The organism is Nostoc sp. NOS(2021) (assembly GCF_017115025.1).
GTDB lineage: Bacteria > Cyanobacteriota > Cyanobacteriia > Cyanobacteriales > Nostocaceae > Nostoc.
On sequence record NZ_JABXKM010000227.1, the window covers coordinates 14591 to 36643 of the forward strand.

Genomic DNA, 22053 nt, shown 5'->3' on the forward strand with positions numbered 1-22053 from the left:
GGTAGACTGGAAATCGTAAAGATTAGACCAGTCTATGCAGAATTCCACAGCACTGCCAAAGATCATCCGCGCCCATGTATTCATTTCTGGCCGAGTCCAAGGAGTGGGCTATCGCTACGCCACAGTGGATACAGCTAGCCAGTTGGGATTAACTGGTTGGGTGCGGAATCTCCCCGATAGTCGAGTAGAAGCAGTCTTTGAAGGGGCGCGAGAGGTTGTAGATGACATGGTTCGCTGGTGTCACTCTGGGCCACCTGGTGCTGTGGTGAAAGATGTTGTGGTTGAGTATGAAGTACCGGAAGAGTTGCGGGGATTTGAAGTTAAGCGGGTTGAGTAGGGAGTTAACAAGGGAACAGGTTATAGGTTACAGGGCACAGGAAAGAAAAACTATCCCCTGCTCCCCTGCCTTCTGTGAATACAGCTAGCCGGTAATGAAGCTAATGATTTTGATCCAGTTGGCTCGTCCAAAGGTATAATCCCGTCTTACAGTACTCCTGAAATCCGATCCGGCGATATACATTTACCCCCATTTCCGTGGCTTGCAATGTTGCAACATGGTATCCAAGAGCATAAGCTCTCTGTAGTGCAGTTAGCACCAGTGCTGTTGCGAATCCATTTCTTCTTGCTTCTGGGATTGTAGCAACAACGTAGATACCTGCTACTTGTGGATCTAGATACAATGCTGATGTTACCACGGGCAAACCTTTCCACCAGCCAATAAAACGGATATATTCTTTGGAATCTATTCCCAAGCTTAACTCTAGGTCATAATAGGCATTGTATTCCCTATCAGGAATTTCAAAGCCCACCGTTGCAACTCGCACCCAATGCTTCAGGGTTTCGTGATCTTTAACCTGTGCGATCGCTAAATCTGCTGGCACAGACAGATCCTTAGCTAAAGCCGACAAATCAATCGCCATCACAGGCAATTCACCTAAACGGCTTAATCCATGAGCTTCTAAATACTTTCCTAAATCCGCTGGTTGGGTTGCTGGCCCTGTCCACCAAAACATTGGTATCTGCTGCGCGGTAAAGTAATTGAGAGTTCCGGTGATGGTAGCATCAATTTGGTCAGGGTAGAGTTGGGCACGGCAAACACCGTTAAAAAACGGAAAAGAAATGCCAGTAGAAAAACGAATCAGGTTAGATTCAGAGTAGAGTTGGCGATGTGGCGCCCGCCCATAGTTCGTCAAGAATGCGAACATATTGTTTTCGAGCGCTGTCACTAAGTTAGGTGTCGATAAATCCTGTAAAACCTGGTTCATATTAAAAGTTTGAGTACAGAATTACACGAGTGAGCCTACCATTTTTAGCTAGACTAACGGTGTGTATATTTCTGTAGAGCAGTACTAGTCAACTACCAAAACCGCTGAACCTGCAATTTTGCCACTACGAAGCGCATCTAAAGCCTCATTTGCTTGAGTTAAAGGAAAAGCATTTACTTCTGTGCGAATCGGAACTTTGGGCGCTAAGGTCAGAAATTCTTCACCATCTTTGCGAGTCAGATTAGCAACAGAACGCAACACTCTTTCTTGCCAAAGAATGTCATAGGGAAAAGAGGGAATATCGCTCATGTGAATCCCAGCACAAACTACGATACCGCCTTTGGTAACTGCACGCAAAGCATCTGGTACTAGCTTACCTACGGAAGCAAAAATAATCGCTGCATCCAAAGGTTCTGGGGGTGATACATCTGAGCCACCCGCCCAAGTTGCACCCAATTGACGGGCAAACTGTTGTCCTTCAACATCACCAGAACGGGTAAAAGCAAAAACTTGACGTTTTTGATAACGAGCCAGTTGTATCAAAATGTGAGCGGCTGAACCAAAGCCATAAAAACCCAGTTTTTGTGCATCACCTGTCATTCTGTAAGCACGATAGCCAATTAAGCCAGCACACAACAGGGGTGCAGCTTGCAAATCAGCATAGCTAGGGTCTAGGGGAAAGCAAAAGCGGTAATCGGCAACAGTGTATTCTGCATAACCGCCGTTAAGATTGTAACCAGTAAACTCAGCATAATCGCAAAGATTTTCACGACCAGAGAGACAGTAACAGCAGCGATCGCCGCAAGTATAACCTAGCCAAGGAATGCCAACTCGTTGACCGACATTAAAGTTATCAACGCCTTCACCCATCGCCTCTACAGTACCCACAATTTGATGTCCAAGTACTAGAGGTAGTTTGGGGTGCGTTAATTCTCCATCAACTATATGCAAATCTGTGCGACAGACACCGCAAGCGTGAACACGAATCAGTACTTGCTCAGAGTTAGGTTTTGGTATCGGTAACTCTGCTAGCTTTAGGGGTTGACGCGGTGTCTCTAAAATCATTGCACGCATAAGCAATTCAAAGTTTTTTAACTAAATGGTAGCAAGTATTATGGCTTTATACAAAATCCAATGTTTATCAAGTGAAAAATTAATCTCGGTTGAAACCACAGCCTAAACAACGCATACAAACAAAGAAAGCCGCTAAAACTGAGATAATCTCAAATACCAATTGAAATGACAAGGGAGCTAGAGAAAATCCCCAACTCAGAGAAATTGTCCCAGTTACCATAGCCGCAATGCGATGAATTTCGTCTTTAGTTCTCAAGGCAAATAAAAAAATTCCTAAACCCAATAGTAATAAGACTAAACTACTCATAAAGATATTCATTACTTAGAAGCTAAAAGTCAATCATCCAAAGCTGCAATGCTGACAAAAATTGTATATGCAATTTTTTGACACTCTCCTTATCTATATTATCTGTACTAACAACCTCTGGACAGCTATGCCTTTACGCCGGATTCCAATATTCACTTTGACAGATGTTACCTCTATCTTGCGGGTTTGGATCTTCACTCCCGCCCCTCAGTGATTATACTCCCTAGCGATCCTGGGGAGCGATCGCAGATCGAATTACCTCGAATTATATTTTTCCTGATGTGAATATTCTACAAGTTCAACTGGTTGCAGCGATCGCGAGCTAATTTGAGTCTGCGATTGTCGGAGTTTCCCACCAGTAGTGCAACTTTTATTACAGCATCTGTGACAATTTTTATTTAGTCTGCATTTGATATTCGGTTGCCACTAGCTAGAGGTCTTACCATTTTTAATTGCCTGTGGCAGTATGTCAATAGTTAACAAAAATATCTTTTCATTTTGCTAGTATCATCTCACAGAGGTAATGCAGGTGAGTTTGGATGGAGAAATTAACTAAACCAGTGCGATTTTGGCTTTGTGCAACTATCATGATTTTGGGTTTGATAGGCTGCGATCGCTTTGTCGGTACTTCTGGAGAACCAGTTGAGCGAGTGAGTGATGGCGATACTTTAGTAGTCAAAGATGCTGATGGCAAAAATTTTAGTGTGCGCTTTGCTTGTATAGATGCGCCAGAAATAGCTCATACTAAGAAAGAAAAGCAGAGTAAAAGCGCTAGCGATCGCAATCAATTTACTTGGGGTGTGAAAGCCCAAGAACGGGTGCAAGAACTGGTGCAACAAGGAGGCGATCGCGTGACTTTGAATATCACTGATAGCGATCGTTATGGGCGTAAAATTGCCGAAGTCCGTTTAAAAAATGGCACTTTTGTACAACAGGTATTGTTGCAAGAAGGTTTAGCAAAAGTGTATCGTCCCTATTTAAACAAGTGTCCTAGTAAAGATTTAGTTCAACAAGCCGAAGCTAAGGCGAAGGAACAACGGCTTGGCGTTTGGAGTGATACTAAATTTGTGAATCCTTGGGAATATCGCAGCCTATATAAGAAGTAGAAACTTGAAAACTCCTACTCTTCTCCCCAAGTTTGCAGTTGCAAATACACTAGTACCAGCGTCACTGCTAGTAACACCGTCGCTGCTGCTGCTGCATAACCAAAATCAAATTGAGCAAAAGCCTCTTGATAAATGTAGTAAACTAGCAAATTAGTCGAATTCAGTGGGCCACCGCCCGTCATCACATAAACTTGCTCAAAACTTCGTAATGTAAAAATCGCGGTAGTGATGATTGCAAATATGACAGTAGGGCGCAATCCAGGCAGAGTAATATACCAAAATTGTTGCCAAGCATTTGCTCCATCCAAATCTGCTGCTTCATAACGACTGGGAGGAATTGCTTGCAACCCTGCTAAAAAAACCACCATATTGAAACCTAATTGTTTCCAAATACTCATAACAATAAGTACCGGCATTGCCCAAAATGTGTCTCCTAGCCAGGGTATGGCTGGAATGCCAAAAAAATCTAAAAGTCCGTTAACTGGCCCTGATGTTTGGAACAGCCAGCGAAATCCCAAACCGGCTGCCACAAGTGAGATAATTGAAGGTAGAAAATAAGCACTTCGCAGGATGCCCCGCAAGGGAATGGAGCGGTTTAATAGTACTGCCAATCCCAAGGAGATAACTAAACTGGGAATGATGGTAGCAACAGTAAAATAAAAGGTGTTACCCAGAACTTGCCAGAAGTCGGGGTTGAGTAGCAAGCGCCAATAGTTTTTTAAGCCTATCCAATAAGTACCTTTTAATGTGAAACTACCAGCAGTGAAACTGAGGTAAAACAAATAGGCGATCGGCCAAATGATAAAAACGCCCAGTAAAATCAGTGCTGGTGTAAGAAAAGTCCACGCGGCTACTGTATCATTATCCAACCACGACTTAGTATATATTTTTGGCATCTATAATTAACCCTCTTAGCTGTTATGACCCTCCGCCCTGATTCTACCCTTAGCTTGGTTTCTCCCAGCATTAGCGAGCGCCAACAAGTCGCCCCTTTAAAATTGGGAATTATGGCTTCTGGAAATGGCAGCAATTTTGATGTAGTTGCCCAAGCTATCCAAGATGGACAGCTAAATGCCCAAATTCAAGTTTTAATTTACAATAACCCCTCGGCGAAAGCAGCCGTAAAAGCAGCTAATAGAGGTGTAGAAGCTGTTTTATTAAATCACCGCAACTATCAAAGCCGAGAAGAGTTTGATGAGAAAATTGTGCAGACATTGCGGCACTACGATGTAGATTGGGTGATTTTGGCAGGTTGGATGCGATTGTTAACGTCAGTTTTCATTAATGCCTTTCCTGAGAGGATTATTAATATCCATCCTAGTTTGTTACCTAGTTTCAAGGGAATCCATGCTGTAGAACAAGCCTTGGCATCTGGGGTAAAAATCACTGGTTGTACAGCACATATCGCTTGTTTAGAAATGGACAGTGGCCCAATATTGATCCAAGCCGCAGTACCAGTGCTGCCGGATGATACAGCAGAAACACTCCACGCCCGGATTCAAATTCAGGAACATCGGATTTTGCCACTGGCGATCGCTCTGGCAGCTTATTCGTCAAAAGTTACACTAAGCCTAACGTAAAAATACATGATGTTGTTGGCGAATTCGTGAGGGGTCAGACCCATGCTTTTTATACTCGAAAGTCACTATCCCCAATCCTAAGACAACTATCAATGCTCAACTGAATGCGCCTAGAAAAAATAATCTCCTTTAGAAATCTTCTAAAGGGGTATTATTTCATATTTACAATAATATAGATAGACATAATTAAACATACAAGAAAATCCTAGTTTGTAGTGAGCGATCAATCGCTTCTTCAGATTTATCAGGACTAAAGTCTTGACTACAAACTTTAATTTATTTATGCCTAACAAGCAGCAACAATGCGCTGTTCACCGGAGTTATGCCGAGATACCTGATCAGGAAGTTGCAACTGAATTTTAAGCTAGAGCTACTACTGGTTGCTGCCAGCGTCCCACCGCTTTACCAATCACTGCTAATTCTTGCATCAAGTTATCAAAACGGTCTGGTGTCAGAGATTGGGGCCCGTCGGATAAAGCTTTGGCAGGGTTGGGGTGAACCTCTATCATCAGGGAATCTGTGCCAGCTGCGATCGCAGCCATTGCCATTGAAGGCACAAACTCAGACCAACCTGTACCGTGGCTGGGGTCAATCATGATTGGCAGGTGAGTCAGCTTTCGCAACACTGGCACTACTGATAAATCCAGGGTATTTCGCGTATACTGGCGGTCAAAGGTGCGTATTCCCCGTTCACACAAGATTACATTGGGATTGCCAGCTGCCAAAATATACTCGGCTGCCATCAACCAATCTTCAATAGTAGCCGCCATTCCCCGCTTCAAGAGAACTGGTTTCGCCTGCGCTCCCACTTTTTTGAGCAAGGAGAAATTCTGCATATTTCTTGCCCCCACCTGGATTACGTCAGCAATTTGGGCAATTTTATCCAGGTCGGCGGCATCCATTACTTCTGTAATAATACCTAGTCCGCTGACTTCCCGCGCCCTTGCCAATAAATCCAAAGCACTCTCGCCGTGTCCTTGGAAGGCGTAAGGTGAAGTCCGGGGTTTGTATGCTCCTCCGCGCAAAAATGTGGCTCCAGCCGTCTTGACGCGCCGCGCTGTCTCCACAATCATTTCTTCATTTTCTACGGAGCAGGGGCCGGCAACGACTACCAAAGGGTGGTGTTCACCAAATACCACCGCTCCATTGGGAGTATTAACCACCACTTCCGAAGCTTCGCCGTGGCGGTACTGGCGGCTGGCGCGTTTGTAAGGCTGCTCTACCCGCAACACCTGCTCAATCCAGGGGCTAAGTTCCTGAATTTGTAGTGGATCTAAGCTGGCGGTTTCACCTACTACACCAATGACTACTTTGTGTTGACCAACAATTTTTTCTGGAGTTAGCCCCCAGCTAATTAGTTCCTCATCAATGCGGTTTATTTCCGCCTCTGGGGAACCACTTTTCATTACTATAATCATCTGAAAGTTCCTGATTAATTGAGTAAAATTTTCTGTAAACGGGTTAATTTTATTGTTGTCTATTGGTCTAATTACGAATAGTTAAAAATAAAATTTATTTACAAAATAAATAGACAAAACATAGCGCTCAGTCAGTAGTTTTACTACTAAATAACTGGATATGGGGTATAAAAAGGATTAGATAATTTTAATTAGTAATGTTGAAGTTATAAAATTTCAACTTCAACATTCACTTCTTCATTTACCCAATATCGCAGTTACGTAATACCTGAGCGCCGTTCATTAAGAGTTTTTTTGCCGAGTTTCGCGCCAAACTGCCACCATTCGTCCCCAATTGGTGTTGAACTCACCCAAACCCAGCAAACTTCCGACTCTTTCTTCATCCCAAGAGGCAGAGAGAACGCCATAAGTTATCCCTAAGACTCCCAAACCAAATAATCCCATGTTCACCAATAACACGGCGATGGGAGGTAGTTGGATGTCGGAGTAGATAGCAAGCAGATAGCTGACAACTAGGGTGCTAATGCCCAAAGCTGTTGGTACACCACAGAACCCAGCTACCCGTCGGATCATCCGCTGGCTGACTACTTGGGGAATAGTCATCTCTTTTTTGGTGTAACGCGTCCTTCTATCAGCCTGTTTGCCAGATTCTTGTGACTGTGCTGCTGGTTTACTTTGACTTTTTGCGGGTTTTTGGCGCTTTTTGTTTGGTTCAAAGGGCAAGCGACTGCGTTCAGATTCTTCAGCAGACATAAGCGGTAGTCCCTATCCACGAATACCGAGGCGAGCAATCAAAGCTTGATACTTTTCCCGACTTTCCTGCGATATATAGGCTAGAAGACGCTTGCGCTGACCAATTAGCTTCAACAGTCCCCGCCGGGAAGAATGGTCTTTTTTATTTGCCTGAAGATGTTCGCTGAGGCGGTTAATGCGCTCAGTTAGCATGGCAACTTGGACATCGGCCGAACCAGTGTCGGTTTCGTGAACTTGGTAGTTGGAAATTATTTCTTGTTTCCGCAGTTGCGTCAGAGCCATGATCGATTCAATTTCTAGTTTTTCTAAATGTATGCAGCAGTCTCCCATAATATCACAGCCCTCAAGCTGGATGTGGAATCATCTTTACTGCTACGACTTGCACTTTAGGAGACTAAGTAAGTCAGGAGCCAGACTCCAGTATCTTCTGGTAGTAGACGCGGTGAATATAATCCATAACTAATTGTATTTGCAGCTGCAACCGCTTCACAATGCTATACCTGCCGGAATCCTGCTATTGCGATGTTCACAGGAATTTATGGACGCTATTAAGTTTTGTAAATTTTGTTGCGCTTCAATTATAGTCTCAACGTCAGGGTGAGAATGCATTACCCAATAAGACACCAAGGGTTATCGTAAATCAAAGGGTTTAAGACCCCAACAATACAGGTAGCGTTATTTTCAGTCGCGGTTTAAATAAGAGTCTGAAAATGTCTTTAATTTTGAATTTTGTTAGCGTAGCGTAAAGCCTTCGGCATAGCTTCGCTTAGAGCGAGTCTGCGAGCGTCATTTTGAATTTTGAATTGTTAATGTCTTTCCTGATGATATTTCACTATTCACGTTGCGATTTAAGCTAGCCTTCCCGGTGGGTAACTGCAAGTTGAAAATTAGACATAGGAGTGAAAATGGCGTAGGCACAATTCATGAATTGTGCCTACCAAGGATTTCGGGCAACGCATAATTAATTTCACCAGATGTCTATTTGGGAAGCGATTCCCAAAACTTCTTGATCCAGCTAAAGGCGATCGCGTAGTGCGTTCGCTTCATTTTTTGCAGGGCAGCCGCGATCGCGCTGTAGGGAATATTGCGCTGAAATTGATCAAATTTACCAGAGATAAAAGCGATCCTCTGCATTTTTCGCCATCAGTTTCAGAATGATATCTGAAACTGGTTTGGGAATTGTTGCATCCCGTTTAAATCACAAATGGTTCAAGTTCGCTATTATACCACTCATCTTCAACACGTTCCGCGATCAGTGGTCTAATGATAAACTTGGGTGGGCTACCATCCAGAACATCAATCCGCACACATGAGTAAGGCAGTCGGTTCTGGAGATTGTAATCATGACGACCCACAAAAAGCATTGAATCTGCAACTTTTCGAGTGGGTTTACCTGCAATTTCCGCAAAAGTTTCCATCAATTCAGTCCCCTCTCGCCGTTGATAGCGGGGACGATGACCACTACCACCAGAGATAATACAGTTAATGTGGGAGTCAGCAAATCCGGTATCAGTTGTGCAAAGATGCTCGAAACAGTGAGCGTGACCATTTAAAATCAAATCGACTATGGGACGCTCTTTAATTAGAGAACCAAGAGTTTGTGCGACTTGTTCAAACACCCAGCGCAAGCGGTGGCGAATCGCCAAGGTTTGTGCCTGATCCCACTTAGTAGCTTCTGTGACGTAGGGTGGATGGTGGAAAAAGATTACACGTCCGCGCACCTGGGAAGTGTTCCAAGATTCGATTAGTCTGCTTCGCAACCATTCAAGTTGTTCAAAGTCGATCGCAGGCATTTTCTCAGATGCCAATTGTTTTTCAATGTCGATTTTGATCTCATTTATTTGGTCTAATTTAGCACTAAGCTCATCAAGTTGTTCTGCGTCGGTGGGTTTATCTGGGTTGAGTTCATCGCATATTCCCAAAATCTGCAATTCTTCTTGATCTATTTCCTGGCGACGCTTTTGCAATTCCCGGCGGTAAATTTCCCCCTCTTGAGTTGCAGGTAGGGGTGATGGTGTATTAAAGGTATTAGAATCTAAAGCGAAAAAATCAATCCCGCCGTAACGGAAAGTGTAATAACGATTGGGTAAGCGGGTAAAATGTCCAGGTTCGTAACGCAAACAGCGCCCTGTGTCAGTCTTAGCAGTATAGTGTTGATCTAAATGACGTTCTAATTCTGGGGAAGCGATCGCCCCTGTATAATCCAAAAACGCCCGTGCATAGGCATTACCTTGATACGATCCATGCCAGCCAATCTCGATATCTTTGTAGCGCAACAGGCGACGTAGTGACGATGTTGTTCCAGTAAATAAACGGTACATCAACGGCACATCGTAGTAATCATGATTACCAAGTACTGGCAAGAATGGCAGATTAAACACCATGCGATCGTAAAGAATGCCTTTCGGGTTGTCGCCACCGACAAGAAATTCGCGGTAAGGCTCAATAAAGTTTGTCGAGTAATATTCTTGGGAACCCACCACATAAATTACATCGCCTGTATGCAACACAAAACTGCAATCATCGTGGTGAGTCAGCATCAATTCGGCAACTTTTCGTTGGGGGTGGTGTCGAGAATGGGATTTCGTGCCGGAATCACCGATAACCATAAACGAAAATTCTGGACTATCCTGCCTGCGATCGTCAATCACCATGCTGGTTTGGTCAATTCCCCGTTGCACAAAACTTGGATGCATCCACCGCACCCGTTCCTTCATCTTTTGAATTTTTACAGGAATCGGTGGATCGGAAATCAATTTCATGGCTGATAACTCTTGAATGCCTAACGCACATGCCGATTGTAACGAGATAATAAGGGTTTTATTTTAAATCTCGTTTCTAGACACTGCTAAACACAAAGTTTCTCTTAGTGCCTTTGCACTTTAGCGTCAAATTTACTACTCATAAATGTATTACAAACATAAGTAGTCTACCTTCAAGCCGAAACGGTCTACATTTAAACAACTAAGCGAGATAATAAAGGGCGATCGCACTTGGACAATCTTATGAATCACCCCAACTACTCAAAAATTCCACTTGATTCTGCATATTTTATGCTGGTTTAGGCGCAATTAACTTTAGCAAGCGGCGCATTTGTTCGCCTACGGAGTAACCTGGCTGTGCCAAAATAATTCCTGCATGGAACTCTCCACGTTCCAACAAAGTCGTATGCAACTGATAAAAATCCTTAAGATTAAAGCTGTAAATTACTCGCTGATTCTCTAATGCCCAATTCAATTGTTCTTCGTCACTCCGAGATAGCATTCCCGCTTCAGCAACAGTAATCACATCTACACTACGAGCGCGTAAAGCTGAATAAAGCTTATGACTGCATCCTCATCTAGGTACAAACGAATATTGCTCATTAGGAACGTGGATTAAATAAAATGCAAAACTTCATTCTGTCTCTAGCTTCCCTCTCCAATATATCGGAGAGGGATTGAGGGTGAGGTAAGCCAGGGACATAAATTGGATGTTATTTAATTCTTATTCCTTATTGAATCTGAACTTTCTTTGCGTGTAGTGCTGCTAATCGTTCATACTCTGCTTGTTCTGATGCTAAATCAGCCTCAATTTCCTCTCGGTTCGCGTGATAGTAGGTTAGTGCTGCATAAATCTGTACTAAGGTTAGATGATCCAGATCAGCTGCAATTTCTTCTGCGTTGTCACCTTGTTTATATAAAGCAGCTATGCGACGGACTGATGTACCTGTCCCCGCGATAATAGGACGACCCGCACGCAGTTTAGGATTTCTTGTGATTAGTGTACCGATATCGGTAATAGTCGCCAAAACTTCTTCTCCCAAATGTCTTACACTAACTATTATTGTATGGGCTTGTATTGCTACTAAGCTGATTAAATCTGCATTTCGTAAAGCCTACGTTGAACAATATCATAGAGAACCACCCCAAGTAACCGCTCAAGCTTTTACTGCCTTACAAGTATTTAACCGAACTGTATTGCGTGTAGTTGCGGTTTCTAATCGCCCTTTTAACGTTAAGTTGACTATTTGGTATTACTCATCACATATTTTTTGGCAACTATATGTATTGATATTACCGAATTTTTTCGCTTCACAGTAGAAACAAGCCGTATTTTTCAAATGCCTTGATAAATTCAGATTTATTTGCTACTTTCGACCATCAACTACTCACTAAGTAAAAAAAATTAAAGCCAGATGATAAATATTATTCTATATATCCTATAATCCTTATAATTACGGTATTCGCCTAGAAATACCGTAGATTTAGGGGTGAATTCTGATGAGCGAGTCGCAACAACCAACACAAGTGGGTAAATTTCTAATTGAAGGGATGCAAGTTTATGCTGTGAAAGCTTTGCAGTCCATACAGCTTTGGTATCAACACACAATTAGAAGTTGGTTGAATGGACGCAGTGTGCAAAGCTTTGTGAGTCTGTTTCTCATCGGTACTTTTTTGAGTGTAGCAGTTGCCTCCTGCTCTGGAAGTAGTTCAGCTACCAAGGGTGATGTCAAGCTAAAACTCGTTTCTTTCTCTGTCACCAAAGCAGCTCATGACCAGATAATTCCCAAATTTGTCGAAAAGTGGAAGCAAGAACACAACCAAAACGTCACATTTGAGCAAAGTTATGGAGGTTCTGTAGCTCAAACGGCTGCTGTCATTGCAGGTTCGCAAGAAGCAGATATAGTACATTTGGCACTTCCCCTGGATGTCAACAAAATTCAGCAAGCGGGTTTAATTAAATCAGGTTGGGAAATAAAATCACCGAGAAGTGGTATTGTTAGTAGATCGGTTGCTGCGATCGTCACGCGCGAAGGCAATCCCAAAGGTATCAATACTTGGGCAGACTTAGCAAAAGATGGCGTGAAAGTAATTGCGGCTAACCCAAAAACTTCTGGTATTGCTATCTGGGAATTCTTGGCTTTTTGGGGTTCGGTCAGTCTGACAGGCGGTGATGATACGAAGGCATTAGATTATGTCACCAAAGTTTATAAAAACACCCCTATTCTGACAAAAGATGCCCGTGAAGCAAGCGATTTATTCTTCCAAAAAGGTGAAGGAGATGTCTTAATTAACTACGAAAACGAGGTAATTTTGAGCGGGAAAAATGGCACGAAGTTGCCTTATATTATACCCCAAGTCAATATTTCTATTGATAATCCTGTTGCAGTAGTCGATAAAAACGTTGATAAACACCGTACAAGAGAAGTTGCACAAGCATTTGTTGATTTTCTTTACTCCACAGAAGCTCAACGGGAATTTGCAAAATTACAATATCGTCCTGTTAACCCCACCGTTACCCAAGAAGTCGCATCACAACATCCCCCAATTCAAACTTTATTCACATCTCAAGATTTAGGTGGCTGGGATATTATCCAGAAAAAGTTTTTTGCAGATGGAGCAATTTTTGACAAAGTGCAAGCTGCGAAGAAAGCATGATATCTTTTTTCTAATGCAGGATTCTCTACTTGCAGATAGGCAAGCATAAGCAATTCACAGTAACTTCATCTCAATTGATAATTTATGAGCTTTCGTCGCAGATTTAAGAATAGTATTTTCCTGACATTTTTAATGATTATTGCCAGCAGTATCACTGCTTGTAGCAGTAATGAGGAAAAGAAAAGTCAGGTGAGTATTGATGGTGCAGCTGTAGGTTTTCCTATTTCTTTAGCAGTTGCAGAAGAATACGGTAAAGTCAAACCTGAAGCGAAAGTAAGCGTTGCCTCAAGCGGTACTGGTGGTGGTTTCAGTAAATTTTGTAATGGCGATCTTGATATAGCTGGTGCTTCTCGTACCATTAGAGATGAAGAAATCAAAAAATGTAAAAGCAAGAATATTGAATTTGTCGAGTTGCCTATAGCTTTAGATGGCATCGCTGTGATTGCTAACCGTAAAAATAACTTCGCCAAATGTCTAACTATTAAGGAACTGGGTACGATTTGGGGTGGCAAATCAGACGGCAAAATCTTGACATGGAATCAAGTTAATCCCAAGTTTCCTAACCAAAAGCTGAAGCTGTATGCACCATCTTCTGATACGGGAACATTCGATTATATGACTCAAGCGGTGACTGGTAAAGCCAAGAATGGCCGTACAGACTACACTGCCACTCAGAATCAAAACCTTCTCGTACAAGGAGTGTCAGGTGATGTATCAGCTTTGGCTTATGTAGGGATATCTTACTACATTCAAAATCAAGATAAACTCAATCTAGTTGCTGTAGAAAGTCTTAAAGGGAAGTGTGAAAAACCAGTTCCAGTGGATAATGTAATTAAAAATATCTATACACCTTTGTCTCGTCCTCTGTTCATCTATGTCAGTAAAAAATCCTTAGATACTAAGCCAGCAGTAAAAGAATTTGTGAATTTTTATCTAGAAAATTCTTGGAAGTGGGTAGATAGTGTTGGTTATGTAGCATTACCTGATGAAGCTTACGTCAAAGTCAAACAAAAATTTGCTACTGGTGAAACTGGGACAAAGTTTAAAAAAGCAAAACCAGGTGAACCGATCACAAACTTTATTTAAATTAAGTCTTAGGCATTGTAGTCTGAGTGTAGTTAAAACTTAACTGTTTATGCAAAATACCAATTTTCAAGACGATCCTTATCTATTATCCAGACAGTCACTAGAGAAAAATGCATCTGAAGATATCTCAGAGAAGATTGTTGCGGCGATTTTATTTGCTTGCGCTTTAGTCTCGGTTTTGACTACCTTTGGTATTGTCGTAATTATCTTTCAGGAGACATTCGGTTTTTTCCAAGAAGTTTCCTTTGCCCAATTCTTTCTTGATACTAAATGGACACCGTTATTTGCCAATAGACATTTTGGTGTTTGGCCGTTGATTAATGGCACTTTCTTGACTACAGCTATTGCAATGGCAGTTGCTATTCCTCTAGGTTTATCTTCTGCGATTTATTTAAGTGAGTATGCCCAACCCAAAGTAGCAGCAATTTTACGTCCAGCAGTGGAACTTTTAGCGGGAATACCTACAGTAGTATATGGTTACTTTGCGCTGTTGTTCCTTACACCATTGCTGCGGAATTTTATCCCTCTGGAAATATTCAACGCTTTGAGTGCAGGGTTAATGATGGGGGTAATGATTACTCCTACTGTTGGTTCTATCAGCTTAGATGCTATTCGAGCAGTTCCACGCTCTTTGCGAGAAGGATCTTATGCTTTAGGTATCACTAAACTGGAAACCATTTTTAAAGTAGTTCTACCAGCCGCGCTTTCTGGAATCATCGCTTCAATTATATTGGGTATTTCTCGCGCTGTGGGTGAAACAATGACAGTCCTCATTGCCGCCGGACAACAACCAAGACTAACTGTTAATTTTGCGGAATCAGTAGAAACAATGACAGCCTATATGGCACAAATTTCTGGGGGAGATAGTCCGCGTGGTAGTCTGAATTTCAAGACATTATATGCTGTAGGCGCTGTTCTGTTTCTACTTACCCTTGCTTTGAATATTGTTAGTTACTGGATTGCTAATCGCTTTAAAGAAAAATACGACTAAATAGATATGGCTACAAGTTATCAACAAGATGATTCTCTAGATTCTGCGGCAGAATTTACCGATAATGTTGAGAGTAGGGAGACATTAGGGAAAGTATTTGAAGGACTTTTTTTGTTAGGATTGCTGATTGGTTTATTTATCCTAGCATTGCTACTTTTTGATATTTTTCGAGACGGATTAGGCAGATTTTTGTCACCCGGCTTTCTCACGGAAACTCCTTCTCGTTTTCCTGACCAAGGTGGTATTCGTCCTGCGATTATCAGCAGCATTCTTTTGGGATCTGTTGTAATTTTCGTCACTGTCCCCATTGGTGTTGGAGCAGCTTTATATCTAGAAGAGTACGCACCTAAAGCTTGGTGGACAGCGATTATTGAAATTAATATCAGTAATCTGGCGGGTGTGCCTTCTATTGTCTATGGATTGCTGGGTTTAGGAGTTTTCAATTATTTGCTTGGGTTTGGCCCCGCTTTGATTTCTGGAGCGTTGACTTTATCTTTGTTGTCTTTGCCAGTAATTATTGTGACAGCTAGAGAAGCAATTCGCGCCGTCCCGGATTCCTTGAGAAATGCTTCTTACGGATTAGGTGTCACCAAATGGCGAACTATCAGCAATCATGTCATACCCTATGCTGTTCCTGGTATTTTGACGGGGGTGATTATCTCTGTATCCCGCGCTATTGGTGATGCAGCCTCTCTGATTGTTGTAGGTGCTGTGGGTTTTCTCACCTTTAACCCTGGTTTATTTCAGAGGTTTATGGCATTACCCATTCAAATTTACAGTTATATAACTCGTCCTGAACCGGGTTTTGCTAGTGCAGCAGCAGCGACAATTATTGCGTTGTTACTCTTGATTTTAGTTTTAAATGGTGTAGCAATTTATATTCGACAACGCTTCTCAATAAATTAGGTAATTAAATATCTAATTAGATATATTCACAGATATTAGGAGTTCAGCCAAATGACTTATAGCAATAGTAGAAGTCAATCAGATAGTGCCATAATCGACCAAGAGAAGGGCGTATTTAATGTTGAAGGTGTGAAAGTTTTCTATGGAGGATTTCTGGCACTTTTAGATGTCTACCTAAAGATTCCTGAAAAACAAATTATTGCTTTTATTGGGCCTTCAGGATGTGGTAAAAGTACCTTACTGCGTTGCTTCAACCGCATGAATGATTTAATTCCAGGAGCTAAGGTTGAAGGTAGACTGAATTACCGCGATCGCAACATTTACGATCCTAAGATAAATTCTGTAAAATTAAGACGACAAGTCGGAATGGTTTTTCAAAGACCGAATCCTTTTCCTAAGTCAATATACGAAAATATTTCCTTTGGCCCGCGTGCTAACGGTTATAAAGGTAACGTTGATGAATTGGTGGAAGATTCTCTCAGACGCGCTGCTATCTGGGATGAAGTCAAGGATAAACTTAAAGAGAAGGGAACTGCATTGTCTGGCGGACAACAGCAACGGCTTTGCATAGCCCGTGCGATCGCCATGAAGCCAGATGTATTATTGATGGATGAACCATGTTCTGCTCTCGACCCAATTTCTAGCCGCCAAGTAGAAGAACTCTGCTTAGAACTCAAGGAGCAATACACCATCATTATGGTGACTCACAATATGCAGCAAGCTTCTAGAGTGGCAGATTTCACCGCTTTCTTCAATACAGAAATTGACGAGCATGGCAAACGTCGCGGAAAATTAGTTGAGTTTAATCCTACAGCCCAAATGTTCAGTTCTCCTCAAACCAAAGAAGCTGAAGATTATATCAGTGGACGTTTCGGTTAAAGAGACATCACACCGGAGGGGGAAAGGTAAAAGCCAAGTTCAGTAACTATTTGCAGTAATCCAGTTTTGGTCTAAAAACCTGGATTAATCTCTCCTTAAACAAGAGGAGGGAACTGATTTTTCTGTCTACAAATTCCCCCGTACAAGCTGAGACTAGGTAAAATACATATATCTAACCATGAATAAAAGATATACAGTAGTGGAAATTCAAGAATTAAAAGCATTGATTAAAGAAACTATGCGTGAAGTTTTGCAAGAAGAAAGACTTCGCCTCTGCCAAATTCTTATTCCTTACATAAGTGATGATGAGCAACGCGAACTTGAAGCCGAGTTTGGTGTACCTTCAGATGATGCTGAGGATGAAGTAATTGATCTGACCGATTGGGTAAGATATGGCAATAAAATTTCGCAAAAAAGCGATAAGATGTCGAAAATATTCGGGAGCAAATAAAATAAATTGTGATTGCTGTCGAAGACCAAGGCATTATCCCGTTTACAGAACTAGATATCAAAAAGATGAAAGGTGATTGGGAGGGATTTTACAGACTACGTATAGGTAAAAACAGAATTATTTTTACAGTCGATATTGATTCCAAAGACATCGAAATTTACGCCATTGGTGCGAGAGGAGATGTTTATAAAAAATAATTCGTAATTAGTAGTTCACTAACTGAGAATTACCAAAGTAATTCTGGAAAATATACTGAGGCTTGACAGTAATTAATTGAAGTAAAATTTCAGTTTAGTACTTATATTGTGTATTATGTTTAAGCCTCTGTCATTTGCTTTAGTTGGAGCTACCATTCTAGTTGCATCAATCAATAATCCCAGTGCTACCTTAGCTCGAACTTGTGCTTCTAAGTGTGGTTCGCACCCAATTCAGTTTACACCTGGGCAATACATCCGAGTTGAAGTTATAAATAGCACACCGAACCTGATTAAAATCCAAAAACCCTCTGGGACTGATGCAATATCCTTGAATCCAGGGCAGAAATTAAATTTAGAACAAATAGAGGGTACAGAACCAAATACATCTCTGATATTTTGGAGCGAAACAGGTTTATCACTACAAGCAATTGTCTCGAAACCTAACTTTGGTACATTGCGGCTGGAACTCCGTCCGACTTTGCGTTCTTCGGGCGATCGCTCGTTATATATTATGGATGATGGTAGGATAAACGTGTTTTAGATCGCAAATAATGTTATTAGTTATGAGTTAAGAAACAAGTTTCAATTCAACACTCATAACTGAAAACTTCTAACTTTATATTGTGCTAGACCGACCTGTATCTGAACTCTCAAAGCCTCGCAGGCGCTTACCCGATCAGCGCTGGCAAATTTATCCACAAAAACCAGAATTTGCCCAAAATCTGGCAGCTTTGACAAATCTTTCACCCATTGTCAGCCAGTTGTTGATTAATCGGGGTATGGAAACACCAGAACAGGTACAAGCATTTTTAAATCCAGAGTCTTTAGTCTTACCTTCGCCGTTGGAAGATTTCCCAGATTTGGCGATTAGTTTGGAGTTATTGCAAAATGCGATCGCTTCTCAAACTAAAATTGCTATTTGTGGTGACTACGATGCTGATGGGATGACCAGCACTGCTCTACTTTTACGTAGTCTCCGCACTTTAGGCGCACAGGTAGATTATGCTATCCCCAGTCGGATGCACGAAGGCTATGGCATTAATAAACGCATAGTTGAAGAATTTCACGGCGAAGGTGTAGGGCTAATTCTGACTGTAGATAATGGCATCTCTGCGTTTGAACCAGTTGCTAGAGCTAGAGAACTTGGTCTAGCAGTGATTATCACCGATCACCACGATATCCCCCAAAAATTACCGCCAGCTAACGCTATCCTCAACCCCAAACTAATAGCTGAATCCTCACCTTATCGGGGTGTTGCTGGTGTTGGCGTTGCCTACATTTTAGCAGTGTCTCTAGCACAACAGCTAGGGGAGACTAAGGGGTTGATCCAGCCGATGCTAGCACTATTTACACTGGGAACGATCGCAGATTTAGCTCCCTTAACTGGCGTAAATCGCCGTTGGGTGAAACGTGGTTTACAGCATTTACCCAAATCCAATTTACCTGGGGTGCGGGCATTAATTCAGGTAGGTGGCGTCCAGACGAGGGAAAATGAGAGAGCAGGAGGAGATGAAGAAAAACTTCAAAATCCAAAATCCAAAATCCAAAATCCAAAATCACTAAAGCCTGAAGATATCGGTTTTCGCCTGGGGCCGCGAATTAATGCTATTGGGCGGCTTGGTAATCCCCAGACTGTGATTGAATTGCTGACTACAGATGATATGGGGGTGGCGCTGGAACTCGCAATGCAGTGCGAACAAACTAATACTAGTCGCCAGTTAATGTGTGAGCAAATTGAACAAGAAGCGATCGCTTATGTAGAGACAGAATTTGTTGCATCTCTACAGCAAGACCGTGTATTAATTGTTGTTCAACCCAATTGGCATCATGGCGTTATTGGGATTGTCGCCTCCCGCTTGGTGGAACGTTACGGTGTTCCCGTATTTATCGGTACTTATGAGGATGAGCAACATATACGCGGTTCTGCACGCTCAATTCCAGAGTTTCATGTGTTTGAAGCTTTGGAATATTGTCACGATTTACTAGGCAAATTTGGTGGACACAAAGCAGCCGGGGGATTCTCTCTACCCGCAGAGAATTTACAGATGGTGCGATCGCGTTTAATTGAGTTTGCTAACCAGTGTCTTGAACCCCAGCATCTCAAGCCTCTGCTCAAAATTGATGCCGAAGTCAACCTCAATCATATCAATCAGCAGCTTTATCAACAGCTTAATGCTCTACACCCCTGCGGTATGGACAACCCCGATCCAGTTTTCTGGACACCTAATGTCCAAGTGGTTGAGCAAAAAATTGTTGGCAAGGGTCACATTAAACTGACAATTGCCCAAACTGTCGATAATCAGGAGTATAAAATCAAAGCGATCGCTTGGCGTTGGGGCGACTATTTCCGCTTACCACCACGAGTGGATCTCGCTTACAAACTGCGAGAAAATTACTTTAACGGTAACACCACCATTGAGCTAGAATTAATCGGTGTCAGACTGCCAATTCAGCTTCAACAATTTTTTGCTTCGCCACCTATTCCGTCAAGCACCACCTTTGAGTACAACCAGCGACATTTCACTTGTGGTTTCTATAAAAACGGTATTCAAGCAGAATTAAGAATTAAAAATTCTGAAGGCAAAGTCTTAGCGATGCAGCCAGGACATATAATTGGTTTGCTAGGCACTAATCGTCAAAACGCCAAAGAAGTTGATATCTCTCAACCACAATATGACAATATTATCCAAGCTGCTCTTCAGGCGTTATCAGTTAAGAGTTAGGAGTTAGAAGTTAGGAGTTCTTAATTAACTTATCACTTGTAACTGTGACACTGTGAGTGCTGATTTATGAGTATGAGTTGAGAATAAAATTTAATTCCTCACTCCTAACTCTCAATCAGCACTCACCAATCTTATAGGTTGCCGTTGCGAAATGCCAGCACAAAGATTACTGCTGGGCCAGCAATCACGATTAGCGCCACGGACAACAATTGGAAAATAACTTCCCAATTGATACTGGTAAAAGCGTTAAACAAAGTGTCAAACATTTTTCCTCTTCTCCTGCCAATAGTCTTGAAAAATTCAATAACTTAGTTACAAAACCCGCAATCGATTATATCTGGCTATGGCCTGTTAGATTTAATTTACTTAACAAAATTATAAGAAAAGATATAAAAATGTAAAATAGGGGGACTGGGAAAAATTTTTCTCAATCCCCAATCCCTAAATCCCCAGTCCCTAATACCTAATCCAAAATGTCAACTTGGCAATGTGTAAAGCAATGTGGAGCCTGCTGTAATCTTGATCCAGCAGAGCGTCCAGATTTGGAAGACTATCTCTCACCACCAGAACTAGAACTCTACCTCAGTATGGTAGGCGAAGACGGATGGTGCGTTAATTTCGACCATACCACGCGAGAATGTCGCATCTACTCAAATCGTCCTCGCTTCTGCCGTGTGGAATCAGAAGTGTTTCAAGATATGTATGGGGTTGAGCCAGAAGAAGTCAACGATTTTGCTATTGACTGCTGTCGCCAGCAAATAGAGGGAGTATATGGCGATCGCAGTTTGGAAATACTACGCTTCAATAAAGCTGTTGGGCTTTGACACTCCACCGCTTCTTTTTGTCTATAGGGTTGCAATTTATTACAAGAATCTGAGAAAATGATAGAATTATGAAAACAACCTAGCAACAAAACTACACTACTGCTTGTGAAACTTGACTCTGCATCTTTGGATATTTCTGGCATATCTCAGACTGAGATCGAGCTAGAACTGAAAGACAGGACTGATTTGAACTTAACTCCTGCGATCGCCCAGCCAGTTGAGCCTGTAGTTGTCGGTAGTCCTCAAAAGCAGCAATCAGCGCTAGTAGTTTTTGGTACAACTTTTGTAACTATTTTTCTAGCAGAAATTGGAGATAAAACCCAGCTATCTACCCTGTTAATGAGTGCAGAATCTCATTCGCCGTGGGTGGTATTTATCGGATCTGCGGCGGCGCTGATAACCACCAGCTTATTAGGTGTACTTTTAGGTAGTTGGATAGCCAGCCGACTCAGCCCGAAAACTGTAGAAAAATCAGCAGGGGTGATGTTGTTGGTGATTTCCGTAATGCTGTTTTGGGATGTATTCCAAGGTTAGTTAGGAGTTAGAAGTTAGGAATTAGAAGTTAGCAGTTAGTAGTTATTTTCCCTCATCTCCCCCTTGCAAGAAGCTAAATCTACATCTCTCCCAGTCTTGATTTTGAATTTTGAATTGATTTCTCCCCCTTAATCATATGGATTGGCATCTTTTAGGACTGAGCTTTATTACAGTTTTTTTATCAGAATTGGGTGACAAAAGTCAGCTAGCAGCGATCGCACTTTCAGGGCGTTGTAATTCTGGGCGTGCAGTATTTTTTGGCGCAGCAGGCGCATTGCTGTTAACAAGCCTGTTGGGAGCATTAGCAGGGGGTGCAGTAGCCGAATTATTACCTACACGCTTGTTAAAAGCGATCGCTGCTATGGGATTTGCCATCCTCGCTGCACGTTTGCTGTTATTTAACAAGGAACCATCGGCAGATTCTGAATAAACATCATAACCAAATCACCTAGTTTGCACATTCAGATAAATTTTGAAACCAGACATTAGGGACTGACAAATAAAAAAACATCCCAAATTTTATTGTGGGATGGGTGTCC

The 22053-nt window shown here is 42.0% G+C and carries 27 protein-coding genes; 15 read left to right on the forward strand and 12 right to left on the reverse strand.

Translation table 11 applies throughout. The annotated features are described in order from the left end of the window. Positions 1–34: 34 nt before the first annotated feature. Positions 35–337 (forward strand): acylphosphatase, encoded by a 303-nt coding sequence (locus HWQ41_RS24070; protein ID WP_292768556.1) that lies wholly within the window; start codon positions 35–37, stop codon positions 335–337. A 100-nt stretch (positions 338–437) separates the two neighbouring features. Here HWQ41_RS24070 and HWQ41_RS24075 read toward each other — a convergent pair whose 3' ends face one another. The 3 genes from HWQ41_RS24075 to HWQ41_RS24085 all read right to left on the reverse strand — a co-directional run bounded on the left by HWQ41_RS24075 (position 438) and on the right by HWQ41_RS24085 (position 2646). After that, positions 438–1265, reverse strand: a complete 828-nt coding sequence (locus HWQ41_RS24075; protein ID WP_292768559.1) for a GNAT family N-acetyltransferase — start codon at positions 1263–1265, stop codon at positions 438–440. A gap of 84 nt (positions 1266–1349) precedes the next feature. Then, positions 1350–2339 (reverse strand): zinc-dependent alcohol dehydrogenase family protein, encoded by a 990-nt coding sequence (locus tag HWQ41_RS24080; protein ID WP_292768561.1) that lies wholly within the window; start codon positions 2337–2339, stop codon positions 1350–1352. A 79-nt stretch (positions 2340–2418) separates the two neighbouring features. After that, positions 2419–2646, reverse strand: coding sequence for a hypothetical protein (locus HWQ41_RS24085; RefSeq protein ID WP_292768564.1), 228 nt, complete (start codon positions 2644–2646; stop codon positions 2419–2421). Positions 2647–3185: 539 nt separating this feature from the next. Here HWQ41_RS24085 and HWQ41_RS24090 point away from each other — a divergent pair. Beyond that, positions 3186–3752, forward strand: a complete 567-nt coding sequence (locus tag HWQ41_RS24090; protein WP_292768567.1) for a thermonuclease family protein — start codon at positions 3186–3188, stop codon at positions 3750–3752. A gap of 14 nt (positions 3753–3766) precedes the next feature. On the opposite strand, the gene HWQ41_RS24095 is transcribed toward HWQ41_RS24090, so the two are convergent. Next, complete coding sequence (locus HWQ41_RS24095; protein ID WP_292768569.1) at positions 3767–4648, reverse strand: carbohydrate ABC transporter permease; 882 nt, start codon at positions 4646–4648, stop codon at positions 3767–3769. A gap of 24 nt (positions 4649–4672) precedes the next feature. Between HWQ41_RS24095 and purN the strand changes: the two genes are divergently transcribed. Further along, positions 4673–5332, forward strand: a complete 660-nt coding sequence (gene purN / locus HWQ41_RS24100) for a phosphoribosylglycinamide formyltransferase (RefSeq protein WP_292768571.1) — start codon at positions 4673–4675, stop codon at positions 5330–5332. Positions 5333–5691: 359 nt separating this feature from the next. On the opposite strand, the gene aroF is transcribed toward purN, so the two are convergent. The 7 genes from aroF to HWQ41_RS24135 form a co-directional block, all read right to left on the reverse strand. Beyond that, positions 5692–6750: a 3-deoxy-7-phosphoheptulonate synthase gene (gene aroF, locus HWQ41_RS24105; RefSeq protein WP_292768574.1), complete on the reverse strand. Its 1059-nt coding sequence runs from the start codon at positions 6748–6750 to the stop codon at positions 5692–5694. A gap of 282 nt (positions 6751–7032) precedes the next feature. Beyond that, positions 7033–7503, reverse strand: a complete 471-nt coding sequence (locus HWQ41_RS24110) for a PAM68 family protein (RefSeq protein WP_292768577.1) — start codon at positions 7501–7503, stop codon at positions 7033–7035. Between the two features lie 12 nt (positions 7504–7515). Next, positions 7516–7785 (reverse strand): 30S ribosomal protein S15, encoded by a 270-nt coding sequence (gene rpsO, locus HWQ41_RS24115; RefSeq protein ID WP_041565894.1) that lies wholly within the window; start codon positions 7783–7785, stop codon positions 7516–7518. Positions 7786–8481: 696 nt separating this feature from the next. Then, positions 8482–8637 carry a hypothetical protein gene (locus tag HWQ41_RS24120; RefSeq protein ID WP_292768581.1) on the reverse strand — a complete coding sequence of 52 codons (156 nt, stop codon included), beginning with the start codon at positions 8635–8637 and terminating at the stop codon, positions 8482–8484. Between the two features lie 59 nt (positions 8638–8696). Then, positions 8697–10265: a metallophosphoesterase gene (locus tag HWQ41_RS24125; protein WP_292768584.1), complete on the reverse strand. Its 1569-nt coding sequence runs from the start codon at positions 10263–10265 to the stop codon at positions 8697–8699. Between the two features lie 289 nt (positions 10266–10554). Next, positions 10555–10791, reverse strand: a complete 237-nt coding sequence (locus tag HWQ41_RS24130) for a DUF5615 family PIN-like protein (protein WP_292768586.1) — start codon at positions 10789–10791, stop codon at positions 10555–10557. 205 nt (positions 10792–10996) lie between these two features. Next, positions 10997–11293: a DUF433 domain-containing protein gene (locus tag HWQ41_RS24135; protein ID WP_292768589.1), complete on the reverse strand. Its 297-nt coding sequence runs from the start codon at positions 11291–11293 to the stop codon at positions 10997–10999. 472 nt (positions 11294–11765) lie between these two features. On the opposite strand from HWQ41_RS24135, the gene HWQ41_RS24140 reads away from it, so the two are divergent. The 9 genes from HWQ41_RS24140 to HWQ41_RS24180 all read left to right on the forward strand — a co-directional run bounded on the left by HWQ41_RS24140 (position 11766) and on the right by HWQ41_RS24180 (position 20156). Then, entirely contained in the window at positions 11766–12923 is a 1158-nt protein-coding gene (locus HWQ41_RS24140) for a sulfate ABC transporter substrate-binding protein (RefSeq protein ID WP_292768592.1), read from the forward strand. An 84-nt stretch (positions 12924–13007) separates the two neighbouring features. Continuing rightward, entirely contained in the window at positions 13008–14009 is a 1002-nt protein-coding gene (locus HWQ41_RS24145) for a PstS family phosphate ABC transporter substrate-binding protein (protein ID WP_292768595.1), read from the forward strand. 49 nt (positions 14010–14058) lie between these two features. Beyond that, positions 14059–15000 carry a phosphate ABC transporter permease subunit PstC gene (gene pstC / locus HWQ41_RS24150; protein WP_292768598.1) on the forward strand — a complete coding sequence of 314 codons (942 nt, stop codon included), beginning with the start codon at positions 14059–14061 and terminating at the stop codon, positions 14998–15000. A 6-nt stretch (positions 15001–15006) separates the two neighbouring features. Further along, entirely contained in the window at positions 15007–15906 is a 900-nt protein-coding gene (gene pstA / locus HWQ41_RS24155) for a phosphate ABC transporter permease PstA (protein ID WP_292768601.1), read from the forward strand. A 51-nt stretch (positions 15907–15957) separates the two neighbouring features. Then, complete coding sequence (gene pstB, locus HWQ41_RS24160; RefSeq protein ID WP_292768604.1) at positions 15958–16785, forward strand: phosphate ABC transporter ATP-binding protein PstB; 828 nt, start codon at positions 15958–15960, stop codon at positions 16783–16785. A 199-nt stretch (positions 16786–16984) separates the two neighbouring features. After that, complete coding sequence (locus HWQ41_RS24165) at positions 16985–17236, forward strand: hypothetical protein (RefSeq protein WP_292768607.1); 252 nt, start codon at positions 16985–16987, stop codon at positions 17234–17236. A gap of 8 nt (positions 17237–17244) precedes the next feature. After that, positions 17245–17433: a hypothetical protein gene (locus HWQ41_RS24170; protein ID WP_292768610.1), complete on the forward strand. Its 189-nt coding sequence runs from the start codon at positions 17245–17247 to the stop codon at positions 17431–17433. 115 nt (positions 17434–17548) lie between these two features. Beyond that, complete coding sequence (locus tag HWQ41_RS24175) at positions 17549–17974, forward strand: hypothetical protein (protein ID WP_292768613.1); 426 nt, start codon at positions 17549–17551, stop codon at positions 17972–17974. An 82-nt stretch (positions 17975–18056) separates the two neighbouring features. Then, positions 18057–20156: a DHH family phosphoesterase gene (locus HWQ41_RS24180; RefSeq protein ID WP_292768617.1), complete on the forward strand. Its 2100-nt coding sequence runs from the start codon at positions 18057–18059 to the stop codon at positions 20154–20156. Between the two features lie 131 nt (positions 20157–20287). Here the strand turns inward: HWQ41_RS24180 and HWQ41_RS24185 are convergent, their stop codons facing one another. Next, complete coding sequence (locus tag HWQ41_RS24185; protein WP_292768620.1) at positions 20288–20422, reverse strand: photosystem II reaction center protein Ycf12; 135 nt, start codon at positions 20420–20422, stop codon at positions 20288–20290. Between the two features lie 207 nt (positions 20423–20629). Here HWQ41_RS24185 and HWQ41_RS24190 point away from each other — a divergent pair, with 207 nt between their 5' ends. The 3 genes from HWQ41_RS24190 (at position 20630) to HWQ41_RS24200 (ending at position 21944) form a co-directional block, all read left to right on the forward strand. Continuing rightward, a complete protein-coding gene (locus HWQ41_RS24190) occupies positions 20630–20980 on the forward strand; it encodes a YkgJ family cysteine cluster protein (protein ID WP_292768623.1) in 351 nt (116 codons plus the stop codon). A gap of 105 nt (positions 20981–21085) precedes the next feature. After that, positions 21086–21514 (forward strand): TMEM165/GDT1 family protein, encoded by a 429-nt coding sequence (locus HWQ41_RS24195; protein ID WP_292768625.1) that lies wholly within the window; start codon positions 21086–21088, stop codon positions 21512–21514. A 136-nt stretch (positions 21515–21650) separates the two neighbouring features. Further along, the gene (locus tag HWQ41_RS24200) at positions 21651–21944 is read left to right on the forward strand and encodes a TMEM165/GDT1 family protein (protein WP_292768628.1); all 294 of its coding nucleotides are present in this window, start codon (positions 21651–21653) and stop codon (positions 21942–21944) included. The last annotated feature ends 109 nt before the right edge of the window (positions 21945–22053 follow it).